Consider the following 20,508-nt stretch of genomic DNA (forward strand, 5'->3'; position numbering starts at 1 on the left):
ACGAAGCTTCTATTAGTTTCATGAAACTAGTTCACTACTGACATCCCACAAACGTTCTGCTGCTGAGGGATCTTTTGCCCATGGCTTTACTTCCTTCACTTTAGAATTCATAAAATACTTTCCAGTAACGCCTTCAACGTCATCCGAACTGGCTAAATACACGCTCGTTTTTGCACCGTCGGTCGGCGATTTAAAAAAAGGTGATGACAACTTAATCGCCATCCGAGTCAAAGCCGAATTTTGAGCTCCCAAATTACTGCTTATCTCACCTGGATGCAGCGCATTTACAGTGATATTTGTGTCTTCGGTCCTTCTAGCTAGCTCGTGCATGAATAACATATTCGCTAGCTTAGAGTGAGCATATGTTTTGAAGGTTTTAAAATTTTTTTCCCAAGCGAGATCATCAAAATTGATCTCTTTGCACATCAAGTATGCGCCAGATGCTACTATAACAATTCTTGCTTTGTTGGCTCTTTTCAATGAAGGCATTAACTCTTGCGTCAATAAAAAATGCCCCAAATGATTAACGCCAAACATTTGTTCGACCCCATTCGGTAATAATATTCTTGAGGTATTTAGAATCCCTGCATTATTGATCAGGACATGCAACGGAATATCTAAGTTCTCAAATTCATGTACTGCACGACCAACTTGTCTAGAATCACCTAAGTCAGCAACAAAAAGTCTGATCTCAGCTTTGGTCGAAATTTGCCGCAGAACCTTAATGAGTGCATCACCCTTTTTCTCATTGCGGCATAAAATGTATAGATTCGCCCCCTGATCTGCTAAAGAAATAGCGGTTGCTCTACCGATTCCATCGGTTGCACCGGTAATAAAAATATTCTTCTCAGTAAGTTCTTTATTACCCGACATCACTTTCCCCAAAAATAAAAAGCTGCTCTCCCAAAAGGAGAACAGCTTTAAATTTAGATATCAAGTAACGTTTAGTTTACGCAGCAGCAGCTACCAAAGCTTCAAGGTAAGAAATTGTCTCTGTTAGACGCGCCTTAGCTTGATCGTCATTTGCTGCTCTCAGCTCTTCTTTTGCTTCTTCTAAAGCATCTTTAGATGATGAAGCATCAAAACCTTCTAGGTCGATAGCTTCTTCAGCAAGAATAGTCAGACCCTGTGGTGTCACATCAGCAAAACCTGAACGTACAAATAGACGTTTGCGGTCTTCGCCTTCAAACACCTCAACAACACCTGGCTTTAGAGTTGCCATGAATGGTGCGTGGCCCGGCAAAACACCGAACTGACCTTCAGAACCTGGTGCATCAACCTGATCGACTTCGCCAGCGAATAATTCACGCTCAGGCGATACGAGAGAAAAATGTAGTTTGTCGCTCATTCCTGAACTCCGGTGTCCAAAATCCCATCAATCAGAGGATTAAAAGCACTTGTGGCTTTCTCAAACTTGTCACGGCAACCAGTGTTGCAAAACCCGACAACTTTCCCTCTGTATAATGTCAACGCATCTGCGCTGACTGGATCGCCCGACCAAGGACATATGCTGTTTACGCAATCCTTGATGTCGAGCGTTCCGTTTGTCATGTTTAGCTCTTAAGCAGCTTCAGCGGCCATTTTTTGAGCTTTTTCAACAACATCCTTAATACCACCACACATGAGGAATGCCTGCTCAGGCAAGTCATCATATTTACCAGCGATAATATCACGGAAGCTTTCAACTGTTTCTTTTAGATCAACTAGAACACCTGGTGTGTTTGTGAAGATCTCAGCAACATGGAAAGGCTGTGAAAGGAAACGCTCAACTTTACGCGCACGTGCCACAGTCAATTTATCGTCTTCTGAAAGCTCATCCATACCAAGGATCGCGATGATATCCTGAAGTTCTTTATACTTCTGTAGGATGGACTGAACGTCACGAGCCACTTGATAGTGCTCATCACCAACCACATCAGCGGAAAGAATACGAGATGTAGAATCTAGCGGGTCCACAGCAGGGTAAATACCCTTCTCTGAAATCGCACGGTTAAGAACTGTTGTTGCATCCAAGTGAGCAAATGATGTTGCTGGCGCAGGGTCAGTCAAGTCATCCGCAGGTACGTAAATCGCCTGAACAGAGGTAATCGAACCTTTGTTAGTTGATGTAATACGCTCTTGTAGACCACCCATGTCAGTTGCAAGCGTTGGTTGGTAACCCACAGCAGATGGGATACGACCAAGAAGCGCTGACACCTCAGAACCGGCCTGTGTGAAACGGAAGATGTTGTCCACGAAGAACAGAACGTCTTTACCTTCTTCATCACGGAAGTATTCCGCTTGAGCAAGACCTGTTAGAGCAACACGCGCACGCGCACCTGGAGGTTCGTTCATCTGACCGTAAACAAGCGTCGCACGTGAATCACCGCCACCGCCTTCTTCGTTCACTTTAGATTCGATCATCTCCCAGTAAAGGTCGTTACCTTCACGCGTACGCTCACCCACACCAGCGAATACTGAGTATCCACCGTATGCTTTAGCGATGTTGTTGATCAATTCCATGATCAAAACTGTTTTACCCACACCGGCACCACCGAATAGACCGATTTTACCACCCTTAGCGTATGGACATAGAAGGTCGATAACCTTGATACCTGTCGCAAGAACTTCTGACTCTGGGTTTTGATCAACGAAGTCTGGTGCTGATGCGTGAATTGGACGACGAAGGTCTGTTTCAACAGGACCGGCTTCATCGATTGGCTCACCAACAACGTTCATGATACGGCCAAGCGTTGCCGGACCAACTGGAACATTAATAGGCTCACCAGTGTCTTCCACTGGGTGACCACGTGTAAGTCCTTCAGTCGCGTCCATCGCGATAGTACGAACAGTGTTTTCACCTAGGTGTTGAGCAACCTCAAGAACAAGCTTGTTCCCATTGTTGTCAGTTGTAAGCGCGTTTAGGATGTCTGGAAGTGTGCCGTCAAACTCAACGTCAACAACGGCCCCAATGACCTGACTAATCTTTCCTTTGGCTGTCGTCGCCATGTGTATGCTCCCGGTCGGTCCTAGAGTGCTTCCGCACCCGAGATAATTTCTGTAAGTTCAGTTGTAATCTGCGCCTGACGGGCGCGGTTATACGTCAAGTTCAAGCTATCGATCATTTCACCAGCATTTCGTGTGGCGTTATCCATCGCTGTCATACGCGCGCCCTGCTCACCAGCTGAACTTTCGAGAAGAGCTGATAGGATCTGCGTGTTAAGATAACGCGGCAACAATGCTTCGAGAATGTCTGTCTCACTTGGCTCATATAGGTATGTTGCACCAGCAAGGTCTACCTTTGGGGCATCCTCTGGAGCAACAGCCGGAATAAGCTGTTGAGATACAGGCTTTTGGCTCAATACGTTTTTGAACTCTGCATAAATGAATGAGCAGATATCAAAAGCACCATCATCGAACATGTCAGTGATCTGACGACCAATACGACCAGCAACGTCTCCGTTGAGTTCTTTTTCGCCGCGTAGATCAATGTGATCAACAATGATTGCCCCAAATTCACGCTTAAGGGCATCATTCCCCTTCTTACCGATAGTAAGAAGTTTGACATCCTTACCTTCAGCTTGAAGTGTTGTGATTTTGGTGCGTGCCAATTTAGCTACGTTTCCGTTGAAACCACCACATAGACCACGTTCTGCTGTTAAAACAACAACGAGGTGTGTCTGGTCATTTCCAGTGCCGGCTAGAAGACGTGGTCCGCCTTCACCAACACCAACGGAATCAGCCAAGTTCCCGATGACAGCAGCCATGCGCTGAGCGTACGGACGAGCGGATTCTGCCGCTTCTTGCGCACGTTTCAGCTTAGCTGCGGCCACCATTTGCATGGCCTTCGTGATTTTCTGCGTTGACTTCACACTCGCAATACGAGCACGAAGATCTTTCAAGCTGGCCATTTATCAGCCTCTCAACTATTGCCTGACTAATACCTTAGCTAAATGATTTGTTGAACGTTTCGATCAACTCTTTCAATTTATCTTCAGTATCGCCTGACAGTTTCTTCTCGTCGCGAATTGTTTTCATCAAGTCTGCGTGGTTTGCGTGAGCAAAGCTTAGAAGCTCAGCTTCGTAACGTTGAACATCGTCAACAGCTACGCCATCAAGGTAACCGCGTGTACCAGCATAAATTGATACAACTTGCTCTTCCAATGACAATGGAGAGTATTGAGGCTGTTTCAATAGTGCTGTTAGACGCTCACCACGTGCCAATTGGCGTTGTGTAGCTGGATCTAGATCAGAACCAAATTTAGCAAATGCAGCCATCTCACGGAACTGTGCCAAGTCAGACTTCATTGTACCAGCAACTTGCTTCGTCGCTTTAAACTGAGCTGATGACCCCACACGAGATACTGACAGACCAACGTTCACAGCAGGACGGATACCTTGGTAGAACAAGTCTGTTTCAAGGAAGATCTGACCGTCTGTAATCGAGATCACGTTTGTTGGAATAAACGCAGACACATCATTACCTTGAGTCTCAATAACAGGCAGAGCTGTAAGAGAACCAGAACCATTGTCTTCGTTCAATTTCGCTGAACGTTCAAGTAGACGACTGTGAAGATAGAAAACATCACCTGGGTATGCTTCACGACCTGGAGGACGACGAAGAAGAAGTGACATTTGACGGTAAGCAACAGCTTGCTTTGAAAGGTCATCATAGATGATCAAAGCGTGCATTCCATTGTCACGGAAATACTCACCCATTGCTGTCGCTGTAAACGGCGCAATGTATTGTAGAGGCGCAGGCTCAGAAGCTGTCGCAGATACGATGATTGTGTAATCAAGCGCACCCTTTTCCTCTAGAGTTTTAACAACTTGAGCAACTGTTGAACGCTTCTGACCAATCGCAACATAGATACAGTAAAGCTTTTCGCTTTCCGAACCGCTCTCGTTAATTGCTTTTTGGTTTAGAATGGCATCTACAGCGATCGCTGTTTTACCTGTCTGACGGTCACCAATGATAAGCTCACGTTGACCACGACCGATTGGAACAAGAGTATCAATTGCTTTGATACCTGTCGCCATTGGCTCGTGCACAGATTTACGAGGCAAAATACCAGGCGCTTTAACATCAACACGACTACGCTCTTCAGCGCCTTCAATGTCACCTTTACCATCGATAGGCTCACCAAGTGCGTTTAGAACGCGACCTAGAAGTGCTTTACCAACAGGTGCAGACACAATCTCTTCAAGGCGTTTTACGTTTTCGCCTTCTTTAATTCCGCGGTCATCACCGAAGATAACGACACCTACATTGTCGCTCTCCAGGTTAAGGGCCATACCCTTAACACCACTTTCAAATTGCACCATCTCACCGGCTTGAACGTTGTCCAAACCATAGATACGAGCAATACCATCACCAACGGATAGCACCTGACCCACGTCGGATACAGTTGCTTCAGCACCGTAGTTAGTAATCTGCGCCTTCAGGATTTCTGAAATTTCAGCGGCACGAATGTCCATTGGGCTAGGCCCCTTTCATCGCGTTCGTCAAACCATCGAGTTTCGTGCGGAGAGACGCGTCAATAAGACGTGAACCCACACGAAGTTGAAGCCCGCCAATGAGAGCGGGATCGACTTCCAATTCAACATCCACATCGCGACCAAGCGCTGTAGATACTGCAGAAGTCAGTTTATTGGCCTCAGCGGCCGTTAATTTTTGAGCACTCACTGCAACAACACGGATTGTTCCGCGATGCTGAGCTGCACGCTCGGAAAATGCTTTTGCTATTCCCACAAGTTCGCCTGCACGGCCATTTTGTGAAACAACGCCGACAAAGCGTTTAGCAAGTTCGGGCAATTCTATTTTTTCAGCAATTTTGTCTAAAACGGCTGCCTTGTCGTCCACTGAAAAAAGTGGTGCTGCCAAAGATTTAGAAAGAGATTCATTCTCGCCAATAGCATCAGCTAAAGTGTTCAGACCAGCCTCAATGCTGTCTAGCTCTTTAGCTTCCAATGCGAGGTCGAACAACGCTGTAGCGTAGCGTTGTGCTGCTCCAGAAGAGGAGGAGTTCGATGATGCGCCCAAAATCTTGCCCGCTTTATCTGTGCACCGCCGCGACAATGCTACAGGATTAGTGTCCCAAATTCTTTAAGGTTATATTTCTATCTTTCGCGGAGAAGAAACCTCAATCGCGCGGGTCCTAGCATGGGGTTTCGAAGCTGACAACTATAGAGAGCCATGATTAGAGCTGTTTTTAGCTGCAATTATGCCGCACCCTATATTCTGTGTGCGGCATAATTGGAATTATTCAACTTGAAACCGTCAATTATCTATGCAGCGCGGATTCCGCTTTTGTTTGCACCACCAACAGCTTGATATAAACCGCGGCGCTCTTTTACAGCTTCAAACTTCTTAGAAATACCGATAACAGTTTCTGCTGCACCCAGAAGCATATAACCACCAGGGTTCATGACTGATGACACACGATCAAGCACTTGCGATTTTGTAGGCTGATCAAAATAGATCAACACATTACGGATAAACACGACATCAAACTTACCGAACATTGTCGGTTGATCCATCAGGTTATGTTCACGGAAAGTCACCATTGAACGAATCTTGTCAGATATCTGCCAAAGATCATCTTTTTGTTTGAAATGCTTCATCATCATTTGAATCGGCAAACCACGTTGCACCTCAAACTGGGAATAAAGACCCGATTTAGCCTTCTCCAAAACCCGCGGAGAAATATCTGTAGCAACAATTTCTACAGCAGCACCTTTTGTAAGAACAGGATTGTCTTCCAACATCATAGCCAATGAATAAGGCTCCTGCCCCGTAGAACAGGCCGCACACCAAATGCGAATACGCGGTTTGCGCTGAGAGCTTAGATCCGGAAGTGCAACTTCCTTCATGAGTTCAAATGGCGTTTTGTCTCTAAAGAAGAATGTCTCATTCGTAGTCATAACATCTACAATTTGAGAAATCAGTCGTTCGTCACGACGTGAACGAACTACCTGCAATAGATCCTCAATAGACGCCAAACCTTCTTTGCGTGCCAACGGTGCCAATCGGCTTTCCAAAAGATACGTTTTATCTGTTGTTAGCTGAATACCAGCTCTTCGCTTTAAAAGCCCTGATACAAAATCAAAATCCGAACTATTCACCTAACCCACTCCATTATTCATATATGTTTTCGCCAGCCTGCATAATTCAGGAATTGGTTTGATTTCATCAGCCAATCCTGCTTGAGCTATCGCGCCTGGCATTCCCCACACAACACTAGAAGCTTCATCTTGAACGATCACTCGTCCTCCAGCTTCGCTAACTAATTTCGCACCGTCTCGGCCATCATGCCCCATCCCAGTCAAGACAACACTTAACATCGATCCACCAAATACCTTCACCCCTGAAGCAAATAACGGATCCACCGCAGGTCGACAAAAATTCACCTGTGGCGATTGATCGATTCTAATAACCTGACCCAACCCCTGTTTTTCTACTTTCATATGCCAATCACCAGGAGCCAGATAAATGTGATCAGATTTGACAACCTCGCCATCTTTAGGCTCGACACATGGTCGCCCTGTAACCTGCGCTAACTTCTCAGCTAAAATAGTCGTGAAAGTCGCCGGCATATGCTGCACAATAAAGATTGGTGCCTTTATATCTTTGGCAATTGGCGTCAGAAAACTCTGCAATGCTTGAGGTCCACCAGTCGATGACCCTAAGAACAGAGCTTTAGGACGGAAAATCGCTGGCTTATTTGCCCTTGCAACAGGTCTAGGTCTGGGTGGTGGTAACGGTGTCCTGCGCGCTGGATTTGCGGAAGCTTGAGCCGCACCACCTAGCGCCCGAATCTTTGCAATCAAATCTTGTTGATAAGCAGTTGCTCCGCCCAAGCCAGTTGCTTCTGGTTTAGCAATATAATCTGCTGCACCTAGAGACATTGCCCGTAGCGTTGTTGTCGCTCCCTCTCTAGTCAACGTCGACGCCATAACAATGCGCGCGTGAGGAGCCAACTTTGTGAGCTGGGGTAATGCCGTTAAGCCATCCATTCGTGGCATTTCAACATCAAGAATAATGACATCCGGTTTCGCCGCTACAACATCAGTTACAGCACGCATCCCGTCGGTGCTTACCGCAACGATTTCTATGTCTTTTTCAGCTTCGAGCCAGCGTTTCGTTAGACCTCGCACCACTGCGCTATCATCAACGATCATAACTCGTATAGACTGTCCCGAGGACCGGTTTGTCGCAATAGCGCTCACCATCAAAATCCCTTCAAGAAATTAGGGCCTTACAAACAAGCGAAGAAATTTTGGTTTACACCAATCCAACTTCTGCAAATTTTGATTCAATAATTTCACTATCAAAAGGCTTCATAATATATTCGTTTGCGCCCGAGCGAATTGCTTCAGCAATGTGAGACATATCATTCTCGGTCGTACAGAAAACAACTGTCGGACGGTCGCCACCTGGCTCGCGACGCAGTGCACGTAGGAAGTCAATTCCGTTCATGACTGGCATATTCCAATCAAGTAGAATGGCTTCAGGCATGTCAGCGCGGCACTGCTCCAGTGCTTGCTGACCATCTGCTGCTTCCATTGTGTCAAATTTTAAATCTTCAAGTATACGGCGTGCAACCTTGCGGACCACACGACTATCATCAACTATCAAACAACGTTTCATAATGTCGTTCCTTATGCTGCCAAGCCTTCGTCAGGCTCTCCGACGGCCAAAATGCGACCAATATCCATTACAATTAAAAGCTTATCGTCCATGCGGTGCACACCCTTCGATACAGAAGCCCATATCGGATCAAGGTTAACAGGGTTTTGCTCCATGTCGTTTTCTTCCAAACGAACCACTTCACCTACGGAATCAATGATAAGCCCAAAGCTTTCGCCATTCTGCTCGATACCGATCGCCATAATGTCATCTGGATCACCTTCTCTTGGTGGTAATCCCAAACGTGCTCTTGCATCAATCGCCGTCACAATACGCCCGCGAAGATTTAAAACACCGGCAATATCGGGTTTAGAAAGCGGTACTTTTGTAACTTTCGTTGGACGAAATACATCGTGCACTTCCAAAACAGACGTTCCAAAAGTCTGGGTTCCGATTTGAAAAGTCACATACTCAGTCGAGCTCATGCGGCATCTCCTCTAGCTTTAAGGGCAGAATCCAGTGCCATTAACAATGCGTGGCGGTCTGCTTTTGGAATACTCATTCCCAACTCTGTTGGCTGTGCATCATCTCTATTGGATAGACCAAAGCGCGGTGCTTGCATTAGTTGAGAGTTTGCATCGATTGCCTCTGCAAGGCGACTGACGCCCTGACCTGCATCAATGTCGGCAAGCACAGCATCAAACGCCACTTCATCTTCTTTGAGAAGCTCAATCGCTTTATCTTCAGTTGGCGCCAAGGTTACATCATAACCTGCTGCTTTCAGCAGCGGAGACAGCATATTTTGGAAGAATGGGTGTGTCTCTACGAGCAAGATACGACGCTCATCCTGTTTGGTTGTGGCGGTTGTCGCCCAATCTCTCTGTCCCTCATTCAAGAAGTGAGCAACATCGATGATTTGAGTTGTCTTACCTTTAAGGACCGCTGCACCAAGTACACCTGGTGTTAGTTCCGACATTTCGTAATTTACAGAGTCATGAACGATGTCCAAGATCTCATCAACAGCCACACCAATGACTGTCTCACCTTGGTTGAAGACAAGAATTGGTTGCTTACCTTCAGTCTTAATCATGTGAGAACCAGCTGCATGCACAAGCGGCATTAACTTGCCACGGTACTGAACAACTTGATGCCCTTGAGAGCGCTCAAATGTCTCTGCATCCAAGTCTTCAAGGCGTGTAACCAAGCTAAGCGGACAAGCCATAGGCTCATCACCACCAGCACGGAACAGAAGAAGAGACATCTTGTCATCGCGAACGTTCTCCGCTTCTTCTTCGGCCTCTGCTGCTTGCGTAACACCTTCAATGCTTGATACTTCTTTCGCAACACCGTTTGGATCAAGGATCATGATAACTGATCCATCTCCAAGTATAGTGGCACCAGAGTATTGGCGAAGTCCCGTCAACATATTTGTCAGAGGTTTCACAACAATCTCTTCGGTGTCGAAGACTTCATCAACGACCAATCCAAAGCGTGTATCGCCAACCTGCATGACGACAACAAAAGCATTTCCACTTTCGTCGACAATGTCATTGCCATGATTACCGTCGACGCCCAAAATTTGGTTCAGCGTTACAAGCGGCAACAAACGATCACGCAATCTGAGAACTTGTGTATTTGAAATACGCTCTACACGTTGGTCACGCTCATTTCCTGTGCGTACAAGTTCAACGACTGACAATTGTGGGAGTGCAAAACGCTCTTCACCCACTCCAACAATTAGAGCAGAAATAATTGCCAACGTAAGCGGAATTTTAATTAGGAATGTTGTGCCTTCACCTTCTTGCGCACGCAGATCAATAGCACCACCGATTAGCTCGATGTTTGTTTTCACAACATCCATACCAACACCACGTCCGGAAATGTTGGTAACTTTAGCAGCCGTTGAGAAACCTGGCGCAAAAATCAAACGGTGAACCTGAGAATCCGTCATGGAAGCTGCTTCCATGGAATCTACAACTTCTTTTTCAATAGCTTTTTGACGAATACGCTCAGTGTTCAAGCCTGCACCATCATCAGCCACTTCGATGATGATATGTCCACCTTCATGGTATGCGCGAAGATGAATTGTTCCAGTCTCAGGCTTACCATTAGATTTACGTGCCTCAGGTGTTTCAACACCGTGGTCACACGAGTTTCTAATCATGTGCGTCAAAGGATCTTTGATCAATTCAAGAACCTGGCGGTCAAGCTCAGTGCTTTCACCATCGAGTACAAGGTCAATTTTCTTATTGAGGTCCTGACACGCATCCCGAACAATACGCGGAAGCTTTTTCCACGCTGTTCCAATTGGTTGCATACGTGTCTTCATGACACCTTCTTGCAATTCAGCAGTTATCGCAGACAGACGCTGAAGCGGAGCTTTAAATTCAGAATCATCCAATCCACGTACCATTTGCATTAATTGGTTACGTGTCAAAACAAGCTCTGAAACCATCGTCATCAAGTCTTCAAGAACATCTACACCAACGCGGATGGTCTGATTTATCGGTGCAGCGCGCTCTACGGCTGGAGCAGCAGCTGCTGCCGGAGCAGGCGCTTTTTCCTCAACCTTTGGAGCAGCTCCCATGTCTACTTCAGGTTCAACCGCATTAAATGCTGCTTCTAGATCAGCAAGAGATACTTCACCTGGACGCAATTCACGGCCCAATTGCGCATCCCATTTATCTGGATCTACACCCGGTGGTGGAGCATTGGGGTCTTCTTCATCATCATCATCGTCATGTTCAACAGAATCTGTTGTTTCAGCAACAACTTCTTCTGCGTCATTGGCCGGAGCATCTGCTCCTTCTGCAAGGCCACCATTTGCTGCATCCACCAATCGAGCAATCAGTTCTTCGTCATTCCCATCAGGTTCGGCTGCATAACCTTCAAGATGGGTCAGCAACGCCTTAATCTGGTCAATTGACTCTAGAACCAGTGTCACCGCTTTAGGTGTCACCGGGAGCGCACCGTCCCTAAACTTACCAAGTAAAGTTTCTCCGGCGTGCGCTACAGCTTCAAGTCGAGGTAATCCCAGAAATCCACAGGTACCTTTGATTGTGTGCACGAGACGGAAAATATTATTTAGCGTGTCCTTGTCATTCGGTTGCGATTCAAATCGCACCAGTTCGGTGTCGATTGTATCGAGACTTTCCGAGGTTTCGGTAAGGAATTCGCTGAGGAGATCGTCCATAATCTAAGCCCACTTCACTAATCGCCTCTCATATGAGGCAGGTGATTAGGCTATAGAAAACGACCTGAGAGTTAAGAAATGATGTTTAATTTGAAAACTCTCAGGTAAAATTATTATTCAGGCGTTGCACAAGTTAAAGAAATTTCGCCCTCTGCCTCAGTCATTTCTATACTAGTTGCCAGTTCACGAGCACATTCTCTTGCGAAATATGGCTGAATTACCTTAGCAATCCATCCACCTTCTGGCTCCACACCATTCAGTGCATCTCTTCGTTCTTGGTTAAGAAGAACCCGTGGCCCCTTCCCTTCAACCTTTAACACAACTTTATCGCCAACTTTTTCCGAAGAAATCACCACATCCCCTCCGCGAGGCATTGCCGCTGACACAATCATCATCATGTTCATCACCAAACGCACTTGAGCAAAGCTGGTGATCTCAGGCGTATTGCCCCACTGTAGTTCTGAACGATATCCCTTCATATAGTTCAGACATAAAGTACGCGCTTCATTTAGATCCGCATATCCATCCTGCATACCAACCGACCCCAGAGCATATCTCAGGAAAGTCAGTTTATACTCAAGCGTTTCCGAAGATGAACGAATTAAGTCCTCAACATACTCTCGCATATCTGGATCATTTAAAGAATCCTGAACAAGCTTGAAGGAAGAGACAGGTGAGACTAGCTCGTGACAAATGTGAGACGCTAAGAGCGCAGCTAACTTCGATGCTTCCATAATATATAACAGCCCTATGAATCAGTTTCCATTTTATACCATAGGAATCACTTCATTGGCGCAAACACAAGCATTGACTTTCCAAACAAGCGAAAATCATCATTTTTTCGCTTAACTGTCCCGCCAGCAGATGATCAATCCACATACAATTTACTTCATATTGGAGCTCACATATTGGTTCAAAACTCGATCACCAAAATTACATCACAAAATTTGAAGAATAGTTTTTGTTCAGAGTGGCGCAAATCCTGCTTGCGCTATTTCAAACCTCAGTTTTTAATAAAAGAACGAATTGGTTGTTGAGGTTTTTTTATAAGTATTGCTTCATGATCGAGAAATTCATGGGGAAAAGCTGGCTTTGTATTAATGTAGAGTATTGGAGACATTGAGGACATGAAAAGTCTTTTGCCTGAAAAACCCAAAATGATATTTGCGGCTCTTATTGCTGGAGCCATCACACTTGCGGCGTGCGAACCAAAGCAAGCAAATTTACCGACAGAACAAAAAACGCATCAAAGCTCAAACGCCCCAATTTCCAACCCTCTAATTGAATTAGCAAATTTCACGAGCGCTGAGTTTATTCATCCTGATGCGCAATTTAAAAAGAAACCCGGAAAACTTAAAAGACGCGAGACGCTAATTGATGTTTTAGATCGTCTAGGTGCAGATCGTAAAGAATCCAACAAAGCTGTTTATGCTGCAGCAGACCACATAGATATGCGAAGACTACGCCCCGGACAGGGAGTGACCGCCTATTTTGATTCAAATGCTCTGACCGCTCTGTCATTCAAACCAGACTCTGAGCGTCAGGTATTAGTATCCAAGAAAACTGATGGCGATTGGGTCTCGCGAGAGCTCAAAGTAAAATTAACGCCAAGTTTTAACAAAGTTGGCGGAATTATTGAAACAAGCATCTATGAATTAGCGCTCAATCAAGGTGCAGGTGATCAGCAAGTTGTCGATTTTGCCGATATCTTTGCATATGATGTCGACTTCCAACGAGAAATTCGTCAAGGCGACACTTTTGAAATTACCTATGAAGTTTCAAAAGACGAAAACGGAAACATCGTTAAAGGCGGAGACGTTTTATATGCTTCACTTAATGGCAAAAAAGTAAGTCGGAATTTCTATCGTTTCACAACATCTGATGACGGCATCACAGATTACTATGACGACACCGGAAAAGCAGCGCGTAAGTTCTTGATGAAAACACCAATCAACGGTGCCCGTCTCTCATCTCGTTTTGGAAAACGTCGCCATCCTGTTCTTGGTTATACGAAAATGCACAAAGGCACAGACTTTGCTGCGCCCCGCGGAACCCCAATTTACGCTGCTGGGAATGGCGTCATCGAACGTGCTTCACGATATGGAAGTTTTGGACACTACATTCGTATTAAACATGCTGATGGATACAAAACTGCTTATGCACACCTCAATGGTTATGCCAAAGGTATCAAATCCGGAAAACGCGTAAAGCAAGGCCAAGTTATTGGTTATGTTGGCACAACAGGTCGCTCTACTGGCCCTCACCTGCATTATGAAGTCATTAAAAATGGAATGCATTTAGACGCTATGCGTTTGAAATTACCTACAGGAAGAACACTTTCAGGTGAGATGTTGAACCAATTTATTGATGAAAAGACTAGAATTGATTCCATAAGGCATCAAAGCACAGTTCCCACGCTCTACGCTGATGCATCCTAAGACGTGAGAAAGTCAGGCTTTATTTTAAAAGCCCCAACCAACACTCAAATTTCTTGGTTAAAAAAGAAGTTCACACGTTTGTGATCTAGCAAATATGCTGTTAACCTTCTATTTTTCTTGATCTTTTTGTGCATTTCTGGCCTTTATACCATAGCTAAAGCTGGGGAAAAAGATGACTGAAAATATCGTAAATTCATCAAGGCAGGTATTTCGGTCTCTAAACGGCTTGCGTTTCATATTGGCCATTTGGATCGCTTACTTTCATGTGGGCCACATGTTCGACGAACATGGGTTCGGCATGACCCCCATCTTGAGACTAGGCGTTTCACGTGTGGACGTGTTCTTTGTATTGTCAGGGTTTGTCTTAAGCCATGTCTATTGGGCACAACGAACAAAGCCCTTTAACTTCCTAGATTTCATGGTTGCCAGGTTAGCTCGAATTTACCCCATGTATCTGATCGCCCTAGGATTGATCATTGCCTATCTTAGTGCTGGCTTCATTTTAGGGAAACAAGGCGACACAGTTTATCCGATTTCAGACCTGTTCAAATGCTTGTTCTTTCTGCAAGCAATAGGTTTGACCGAAACAAATTCTTGGAATTTTCCGGCTTGGGCAGTGGCCGCTGAAATGGGTGGATACCTTGCTTTTCCTCTATTTATAATCGCTGCCAAATTAACCCGCAATGTACCTTATGTTCTGCTGGCTATTGCTTTGGGAACAATATTCTGCGTTGAAATATTTCTTAGAAATTACGCCGAACTAGATCTATATCGAACGACAAATGATTGGGCCGTTTTAAGAGGTGCTTCAGTCATGTTTTGCGGTGTTGCCGCCAGATCGGTTCTAAATGTTTTCAAACCGAATGCATTATTGTCAGTCATAACAATCATCGCCAGTATATGCGTCATTGTCACCGCTGCCCTTTACCAATCTGGAGTCAATGTAAACCACCCTCTCCCTGCCCCTCTAGTCTCTCCTTTCGCCGCAATACTTGATTTGGCCAGTGTACCATTCGTTGCATTTGGGGCGGCATTCTTAATGATCGGCCTCGCCCGCTTAGATGAACTGAATGTATCTACAGGATTGGCTGGAGAAAAAATGCAAGAACTAGGTAATTGGTCCTATGTCATATTTATTCTGCACGCACCCATCTACACAATTCTCGCCCAAGGCTTAGACGTAATTGGCTATGAATTTTCAGCCGGCCCGATATCGTCTATCGCATTCACGCTGATGGCAATTGCTGTAGCAGGTCCAATTTATCATTATGTAGAAAAACCAGCTCGATCATTTATACGCAATTCATGGCAAAAACGCCGCGGCCGTCAAATTGCAAACGCAGGATTGTAATCCTCAATATTGAAATTCAGCTTCAGTTTTGGGTTATTTTAAAGCGTACTTGATTTCACATCACTGTCATCTTCAAGTATTTAGCTATTATAAATTGAAATTAGCGACAAATTTTCTAGGTAAATACTCAATTTATTCTCATTTTCTATAAAATTAATCATGATTTCACGAAATCACTAAATATTGATATCGAACGACCGAATTTGGTCGAGTAATTTCGTCTTAGGTCATGTTGGTTGAAACAAGACCTTTTCGCTAGGAAAAGCAAATGTCGGCTCTTTCTATTTCTACAGGTTTAATCGCTACTATTGGAGTAGCCTTTCTGTGCTTGATGCCCGTACCCAACGACAATATATTTGGATCATTCGACTCCACCTACTCAACACACCAGATCAGGGCAAATCTGAAGTCTTTAGACTTATATATTGTCTCAATGGATGAAAACCTCAATCATGTTGTTGTTGCGAATCCCAAAGGGGATGCATCTAGTCGACTAAAAAAAGCAGGCGCTCATTTCGTTTTAAAAGCCAAATTTGCTCAGTTTTGCTCTGACTTAACCCCTTCTTCCTCATCGCAAAAGAGATAATTCTAAAATGACTACATCTCAAAATAGCCAAACATTTAGCATTCAGGACATGAGAAGAAATTTCTCAAAAGTCGCAGTCGGATTGTTATGGACTTTTGTTGGACTGATCGCATTATCAGGCTTTATGCAACAAGGTGCGTCAAGCCTAACTGCAATAGGTCTATCGGCCCTTTTGGCGGGAATAGGAACAATTGCAAATTTAAAGGAAGCAGGAGGAAGACCCGCTTCTATTTCAATTTCCATTGGTTTTGCCGGTTTGATCGCCATACTCGTCTATAATTTTGCTTGGAATGGTGAAGGGGTTGCCTACCAAATTGATATGCATATGGTTTTCTTTGCTGGATTAGCAATGGTTGCAGGTTTTCTGGAGTGGCGAGCAATAGTTGCTTTTGCAGCTGTCGTCGCCTTCCATCACCTAACCTTGTCCTTCACCTTTCCAGCTGCAGTATTTCCTGACGGAGCACCTCTGGGGCGTGTGGCGTTACATGCTGTGGTTCTGATTGGTCAAACAGGAGTGATGTTATGGCTTGTTCAGCAGGTACATGCACTCTTTGCAGCGAACGACGCTTCATTGGCCCAGTCAAAAGCTTCAACAGATCACGCCCTATCTCTGCAAGAAACGGTCGAAGAAGGAGCGAAAGAAAACGAACGTCGTTATAGAGAACTTCAATCTTATGCTGCTCAGTTTAGATCTGAAGTTGGTGAATTGATGACTGGGTTAACGGCTCGGGCCGGAGAATTAGATGCAGTTGCCACACAGCTAGAAACATCAGCTCAATCTTCCATTACGACTTCCACAAGTTTGAACACAGCATCAGAAAAAGCTTCCAACAACGTAGAAAGCGCTGCTGCCGCCACCGAGCAATTGTCTTCATCAATCGGAGCAATCGCACAAAAAATCGCGACAACCAGTTCTATCGTTTCAGATGCCGATAAATCTATTCGATCATCATCTGAAACAGTGTCTCAATTGTCTGATGATGCACGAAAAATTGGTGATGTTATCAGCATTATTAGTGACATTGCCGAACAAACCAATCTCCTTGCCCTTAATGCAACGATTGAGGCTGCACGTGCTGGCGATGCAGGGAAAGGTTTCGCTGTTGTTGCAACGGAAGTTAAACAACTTGCAGACCAGACCGCAAAAGCAACAGTGGAGATTTCTGAACAAGTCCAATCAATTCAGCGAGCATCAGAAGATACATCGAGTATTATTGAAACGATATCGAATGTCATCTCTGAGGTAACTGATCAAACAACTTCAATTTCTCACGACGTAGATGAGCAAAATGGTGCAACGAATGAGATTGCGGAAAGCACTCGAATAGCATCTGAAGGCACCAGCACAGTTGGAAAAGAAGTGAAAACAACAATAGCTTCCGCCAACCAAACTTCTGAAATTGCAAAGCAAATAGTATCCGCTTCAGACAATATGGCGATAGCAAGTGATCGCTTGAGGAATAGCGTTGATAATTTCCTCAAAAAGGTCGTCTAACTCACCTAATTTCAATTAAACACTGCAAAATGCTCAAGAATTGTTAGATCATCTCTTGAGCATTTTTTATTTATACCCATATCAAATTTGAGGGCCGCCGACATCGGGGCTCACGACACATCAACCTACACACCTCATGCGCAACTGCGATGTAAAGTGTAGCTCATCCGCCTAGAAAGGGGATAACTATGGATATGGAAAAATTCACCGACCGCGCACGTACACTTATAGGTACAGCTCAAACAGCTGCCGTTGCTGCGGGTCATCAACAACTCTCTTCTGAACACATTCTACAAGCGCTATTTGCTGAAAATGATCAGCTCAGCGCTAACCTCATTCGAGCTGCAGGCGGTCGCCCTGAACAGGCACAACAACTCAATGAGCAAGCCCTAAATGCGATCCCCAAAGTCACTGGCTCAGGTGCAGGCCAGCTATCGCTCAGTCAGGGCACAGCTGCCCTCCTCACGACATCGCAAGCAGATGCCCAGAAAGCTGGCGATTCCTTTGTAACTGTTGAACGCCTTCTCATCGCAACAGCAAAAGGCAAGGACAAGGCCGCATCTGCACTCGAGGCAGCAGGCGTTACACCAAAATCATTAGAACAAGCCGTGGACAATTTGAGACAAGGGCGGACTGCTGACAGCGCAAATGCTGAAGAAGGCTATGAAGCCCTTTCCAAGTATGCACTGGATCTGACAGATGCGGCTCGCGCAGGAAAACTCGACCCAGTTATAGGGCGCGATGAAGAAATACGGCGCACAATACAGGTATTGTCTCGTCGCACAAAAAACAATCCAGTTCTAATCGGTGAACCGGGCGTAGGTAAAACCGCCATCGCAGAGGGATTGGCAAATCGTATTGTAGACGGTGATGTACCCGAAAGCTTGCGTAATAAACGTCTCCTCTCGCTGGATATGGGAGCATTGATCGCTGGTGCAAAATACCGGGGTGAATTTGAAGAACGCCTTAAAGCTGTCCTGACCGAAGTCACGGCTGCCGAAGGGCAAATCATTCTATTTATTGATGAAATGCATACTCTCGTTGGTGCAGGTAAATCTGATGGTGCAATGGATGCATCAAATCTACTAAAGCCTGCCCTCGCCCGTGGTGAATTGCACTGCGTTGGGGCAACGACACTAGATGAATACAAAAAACATGTTGAAAAAGATGCTGCCCTCGCGCGTCGTTTCCAGCCAGTTTTTGTTGAAGAGCCTTCCTTGGAAGACACAATTTCTATCTTGCGTGGACTAAAAGAGAAATATGAAGTTCACCACGGTATCCGGATCTCTGACGGTGCTATTGTGTCAGCTGCTACACTTTCCAACCGCTACATAACTGACCGCTTCATGCCGGACAAAGCAATCGATTTGATGGATGAAGCTGCATCTCGACTGCGTATGGCTGTTGAATCAAAACCTGAAGAATTAGACGAGATAGATCGCCGCCTCATGCAGCTTCGTATCGAGGCAGAGGCTCTAAAAAAGGAAAATGATGACGGCTCGAAAGATCGTTTGTCACACATTGATGCAGAAATAAAAACTCTTGAAGCTCAATCAAGTGAAATCACAACAGCATGGGAAGCTGAAAAATCCCGAATTGGTGGAGCAACTCAAGCCAAAGAACAATTGGACAAGGTCCGCGCAGAATTAGCAGATGCTGAGAGACGTGCGGATTGGGAAACGGCTGGGGAACTTAAATACTCAACCATCCCCGCGTTGGAACAACAAATTTTAGATGCAGAAACCGCCGGAGACAGCGCAACAAATACACTTGTCAAAGAGGTGGTGGATGCCGAGGCTATCGCATCTGTTGTTTCTCGATGGACAGGAATCCCAGTCGACAAAATGCTGGAAGGTGAAAGAGAAAAACTGCTCACCATGGAAACAAACCTTGCCGAAAGAGTAGTTGGGCAAGACGAAGCGTTAGCTTCTGTTTCTAATGCGGTACGCCGTGCTCGTGCAGGATTGCAAGATCCCAACCGCCCTATCGGATCATTCTTGTTTGTTGGTCCAACTGGGGTAGGTAAAACGGAACTTACAAAAGCTCTCGCTGAATTTTTATTTGATGATGAAAGCGCAGTACTTCGCTTGGATATGTCTGAATACATGGAGAAACATGCTGTTTCTCGTATGATTGGAGCTCCTCCCGGATATGTTGGCTATGAAGAAGGTGGCGCACTAACAGAAGCGGTTCGCCGGCGTCCATATCAGGTCATTCTATTTGATGAAATTGAAAAAGCGCACCCCGACGTCTTCAATACACTTCTTCAAGTGTTGGATGATGGCCGCCTTACAGACGGACAAGGGCGAACAGTCAATTTCAACAACACTTTGATCGTAATGACATCCAACCTTGGCGCACAAGCCCTGGCCAATGACGCCTCTGAAACAGAGGTGTCCGATGAAGCGCGCGCAAGTGTCATGACCGCTATACAAGGACACTTCCGTCCTGAGTTTCTCAATAGAATCGATGAAACAGTTTTCTTTAAAAGACTGGGCCGCGCTGAGATTGACAGAATTGTTGGTGTTCAACTCAAGCGTCTCGACAAGCTTTTGGAAGACAGGCGGATCACAATGAAAATAGATGAAGCCGCAATGAAATGGTTGGCCGATAAAGGATATGATCCAGTTTATGGAGCCCGTCCTCTGAAACGCGCTATTCAAAAAGAAGTACAGGATCCACTCGCTCGAATGATCCTTGAAGGACGCATTAAAGATGGAGATTCTGTAGATATCTCAGTGGAAGATGGCGCTTTAACCCTAAATGGCGTTCCAACCAACTTCATAGGTCGGCCGGATGCATTCAACTAAGCGCCCTTCCCCTTGCCATACGTATTG

The 20,508-nt window shown here is 45.3% G+C and carries 18 protein-coding genes; 5 read left to right on the plus strand and 13 right to left on the minus strand.

Features of this window, described 5'->3' with window-relative positions:
* Nucleotides 1–18: 18 nt before the first annotated feature.
* The 13 genes from F551_RS0108880 to F551_RS0108940 form a co-directional block, all read right to left on the minus strand.
* Entirely contained in the window at nt 19–873 is an 855-nt protein-coding gene (locus F551_RS0108880) for an SDR family oxidoreductase (protein WP_018997149.1), read from the minus strand.
* Between the two features lie 76 nt (nt 874–949).
* Nucleotides 950–1,348: a F0F1 ATP synthase subunit epsilon gene (locus tag F551_RS0108885; protein ID WP_018997150.1), complete on the minus strand. Its 399-nt coding sequence runs from the start codon at nt 1,346–1,348 to the stop codon at nt 950–952.
* Entirely contained in the window at nt 1,345–1,551 is a 207-nt protein-coding gene (locus F551_RS0108890) for a hypothetical protein (RefSeq protein WP_018997151.1), read from the minus strand. The genes F551_RS0108885 and F551_RS0108890 overlap by 4 nt, the downstream gene beginning before the upstream one ends.
* Nucleotides 1,552–1,560: 9 nt before the next feature.
* On the minus strand, nt 1,561–2,988 hold the full coding sequence (atpD, locus tag F551_RS0108895; RefSeq protein WP_018997152.1) for a F0F1 ATP synthase subunit beta: 1,428 nt from the start codon (nt 2,986–2,988) through the stop codon (nt 1,561–1,563).
* Nucleotides 2,989–3,008: 20 nt separating this feature from the next.
* Entirely contained in the window at nt 3,009–3,890 is an 882-nt protein-coding gene (locus F551_RS0108900) for a F0F1 ATP synthase subunit gamma (RefSeq protein ID WP_018997153.1), read from the minus strand.
* Between the two features lie 34 nt (nt 3,891–3,924).
* Nucleotides 3,925–5,457, minus strand: coding sequence for a F0F1 ATP synthase subunit alpha (gene atpA / locus F551_RS0108905; RefSeq protein ID WP_018997154.1), 1,533 nt, complete (start codon nt 5,455–5,457; stop codon nt 3,925–3,927).
* Between the two features lie 4 nt (nt 5,458–5,461).
* Complete coding sequence (gene atpH / locus F551_RS0108910) at nt 5,462–6,022, minus strand: ATP synthase F1 subunit delta (RefSeq protein ID WP_026296746.1); 561 nt, start codon at nt 6,020–6,022, stop codon at nt 5,462–5,464.
* 245 nt (nt 6,023–6,267) lie between these two features.
* Nucleotides 6,268–7,104 carry a CheR family methyltransferase gene (locus F551_RS0108915; RefSeq protein WP_018997156.1) on the minus strand — a complete coding sequence of 279 codons (837 nt, stop codon included), beginning with the start codon at nt 7,102–7,104 and terminating at the stop codon, nt 6,268–6,270.
* Nucleotides 7,105–8,211, minus strand: coding sequence for a protein-glutamate methylesterase/protein-glutamine glutaminase (locus tag F551_RS0108920; protein ID WP_018997157.1), 1,107 nt, complete (start codon nt 8,209–8,211; stop codon nt 7,105–7,107).
* Nucleotides 8,212–8,263: 52 nt separating this feature from the next.
* On the minus strand, nt 8,264–8,629 hold the full coding sequence (locus F551_RS0108925) for a response regulator (protein ID WP_012778007.1): 366 nt from the start codon (nt 8,627–8,629) through the stop codon (nt 8,264–8,266).
* An 11-nt stretch (nt 8,630–8,640) separates the two neighbouring features.
* Entirely contained in the window at nt 8,641–9,093 is a 453-nt protein-coding gene (locus F551_RS0108930; RefSeq protein ID WP_018997158.1) for a chemotaxis protein CheW, read from the minus strand.
* A complete protein-coding gene (locus F551_RS0108935) occupies nt 9,090–11,801 on the minus strand; it encodes a hybrid sensor histidine kinase/response regulator (protein WP_018997159.1) in 2,712 nt (903 codons plus the stop codon). Before F551_RS0108935 ends, F551_RS0108930 begins: the two co-directional genes overlap by 4 nt.
* Nucleotides 11,802–11,914: 113 nt before the next feature.
* The gene (locus tag F551_RS0108940) at nt 11,915–12,535 is read right to left on the minus strand and encodes a histidine phosphotransferase family protein (RefSeq protein WP_018997160.1); all 621 of its coding nucleotides are present in this window, start codon (nt 12,533–12,535) and stop codon (nt 11,915–11,917) included.
* Between the two features lie 393 nt (nt 12,536–12,928).
* Between F551_RS0108940 and F551_RS0108950 the strand changes: the two genes are divergently transcribed.
* The 5 genes from F551_RS0108950 (at nt 12,929) to clpB (ending at nt 20,481) form a co-directional block, all read left to right on the plus strand.
* Nucleotides 12,929–14,239 (plus strand): M23 family metallopeptidase, encoded by a 1,311-nt coding sequence (locus F551_RS0108950; protein WP_018997162.1) that lies wholly within the window; start codon nt 12,929–12,931, stop codon nt 14,237–14,239.
* Nucleotides 14,240–14,411: 172 nt separating this feature from the next.
* Nucleotides 14,412–15,590: an acyltransferase family protein gene (locus tag F551_RS0108955; protein WP_018997163.1), complete on the plus strand. Its 1,179-nt coding sequence runs from the start codon at nt 14,412–14,414 to the stop codon at nt 15,588–15,590.
* Between the two features lie 268 nt (nt 15,591–15,858).
* Entirely contained in the window at nt 15,859–16,176 is a 318-nt protein-coding gene (locus F551_RS17375) for a hypothetical protein (RefSeq protein ID WP_155825885.1), read from the plus strand.
* Nucleotides 16,177–16,183: 7 nt separating this feature from the next.
* Entirely contained in the window at nt 16,184–17,671 is a 1,488-nt protein-coding gene (locus tag F551_RS0108965) for a methyl-accepting chemotaxis protein (RefSeq protein ID WP_018997165.1), read from the plus strand.
* 188 nt (nt 17,672–17,859) lie between these two features.
* A complete protein-coding gene (clpB, locus tag F551_RS0108970; protein ID WP_018997166.1) occupies nt 17,860–20,481 on the plus strand; it encodes an ATP-dependent chaperone ClpB in 2,622 nt (873 codons plus the stop codon).
* The last annotated feature ends 27 nt before the right edge of the window (nt 20,482–20,508 follow it).

The organism is Hirschia maritima DSM 19733 (assembly GCF_000378345.1).
Lineage (GTDB): Bacteria > Pseudomonadota > Alphaproteobacteria > Caulobacterales > Hyphomonadaceae > Hirschia > Hirschia maritima.

What these genes read in the sequence shown, in the direction of transcription:
- F551_RS0108880 (WP_018997149.1), bottom strand. Translation starts at nt 873, where the DNA reads ATGTCGGGTAATAAAGAACTTACTGAGAAGAATATTTTTATTACCGGT.
- F551_RS0108885 (WP_018997150.1), bottom strand. Translation starts at nt 1,348, where the DNA reads ATGAGCGACAAACTACATTTTTCTCTCGTATCGCCTGAGCGTGAATTA.
- F551_RS0108890 (WP_018997151.1), bottom strand. Translation starts at nt 1,551, where the DNA reads ATGACAAACGGAACGCTCGACATCAAGGATTGCGTAAACAGCATATGT.
- atpD (WP_018997152.1), bottom strand. Translation starts at nt 2,988, where the DNA reads ATGGCGACGACAGCCAAAGGAAAGATTAGTCAGGTCATTGGGGCCGTT.
- F551_RS0108900 (WP_018997153.1), bottom strand. Translation starts at nt 3,890, where the DNA reads ATGGCCAGCTTGAAAGATCTTCGTGCTCGTATTGCGAGTGTGAAGTCA.
- atpA (WP_018997154.1), bottom strand. Translation starts at nt 5,457, where the DNA reads ATGGACATTCGTGCCGCTGAAATTTCAGAAATCCTGAAGGCGCAGATT.
- F551_RS0108920 (WP_018997157.1), bottom strand. Translation starts at nt 8,211, where the DNA reads ATGGTGAGCGCTATTGCGACAAACCGGTCCTCGGGACAGTCTATACGA.
- F551_RS0108925 (WP_012778007.1), bottom strand. Translation starts at nt 8,629, where the DNA reads ATGAAACGTTGTTTGATAGTTGATGATAGTCGTGTGGTCCGCAAGGTT.
- F551_RS0108930 (WP_018997158.1), bottom strand. Translation starts at nt 9,093, where the DNA reads ATGAGCTCGACTGAGTATGTGACTTTTCAAATCGGAACCCAGACTTTT.
- F551_RS0108935 (WP_018997159.1), bottom strand. Translation starts at nt 11,801, where the DNA reads ATGGACGATCTCCTCAGCGAATTCCTTACCGAAACCTCGGAAAGTCTC.
- F551_RS0108940 (WP_018997160.1), bottom strand. Translation starts at nt 12,535, where the DNA reads ATGGAAGCATCGAAGTTAGCTGCGCTCTTAGCGTCTCACATTTGTCAC.
- F551_RS0108950 (WP_018997162.1), top strand. Translation starts at nt 12,929, where the DNA reads ATGAAAAGTCTTTTGCCTGAAAAACCCAAAATGATATTTGCGGCTCTT.
- F551_RS0108955 (WP_018997163.1), top strand. Translation starts at nt 14,412, where the DNA reads ATGACTGAAAATATCGTAAATTCATCAAGGCAGGTATTTCGGTCTCTA.
- F551_RS17375 (WP_155825885.1), top strand. Translation starts at nt 15,859, where the DNA reads ATGTCGGCTCTTTCTATTTCTACAGGTTTAATCGCTACTATTGGAGTA.
- F551_RS0108965 (WP_018997165.1), top strand. Translation starts at nt 16,184, where the DNA reads ATGACTACATCTCAAAATAGCCAAACATTTAGCATTCAGGACATGAGA.
- clpB (WP_018997166.1), top strand. Translation starts at nt 17,860, where the DNA reads ATGGATATGGAAAAATTCACCGACCGCGCACGTACACTTATAGGTACA.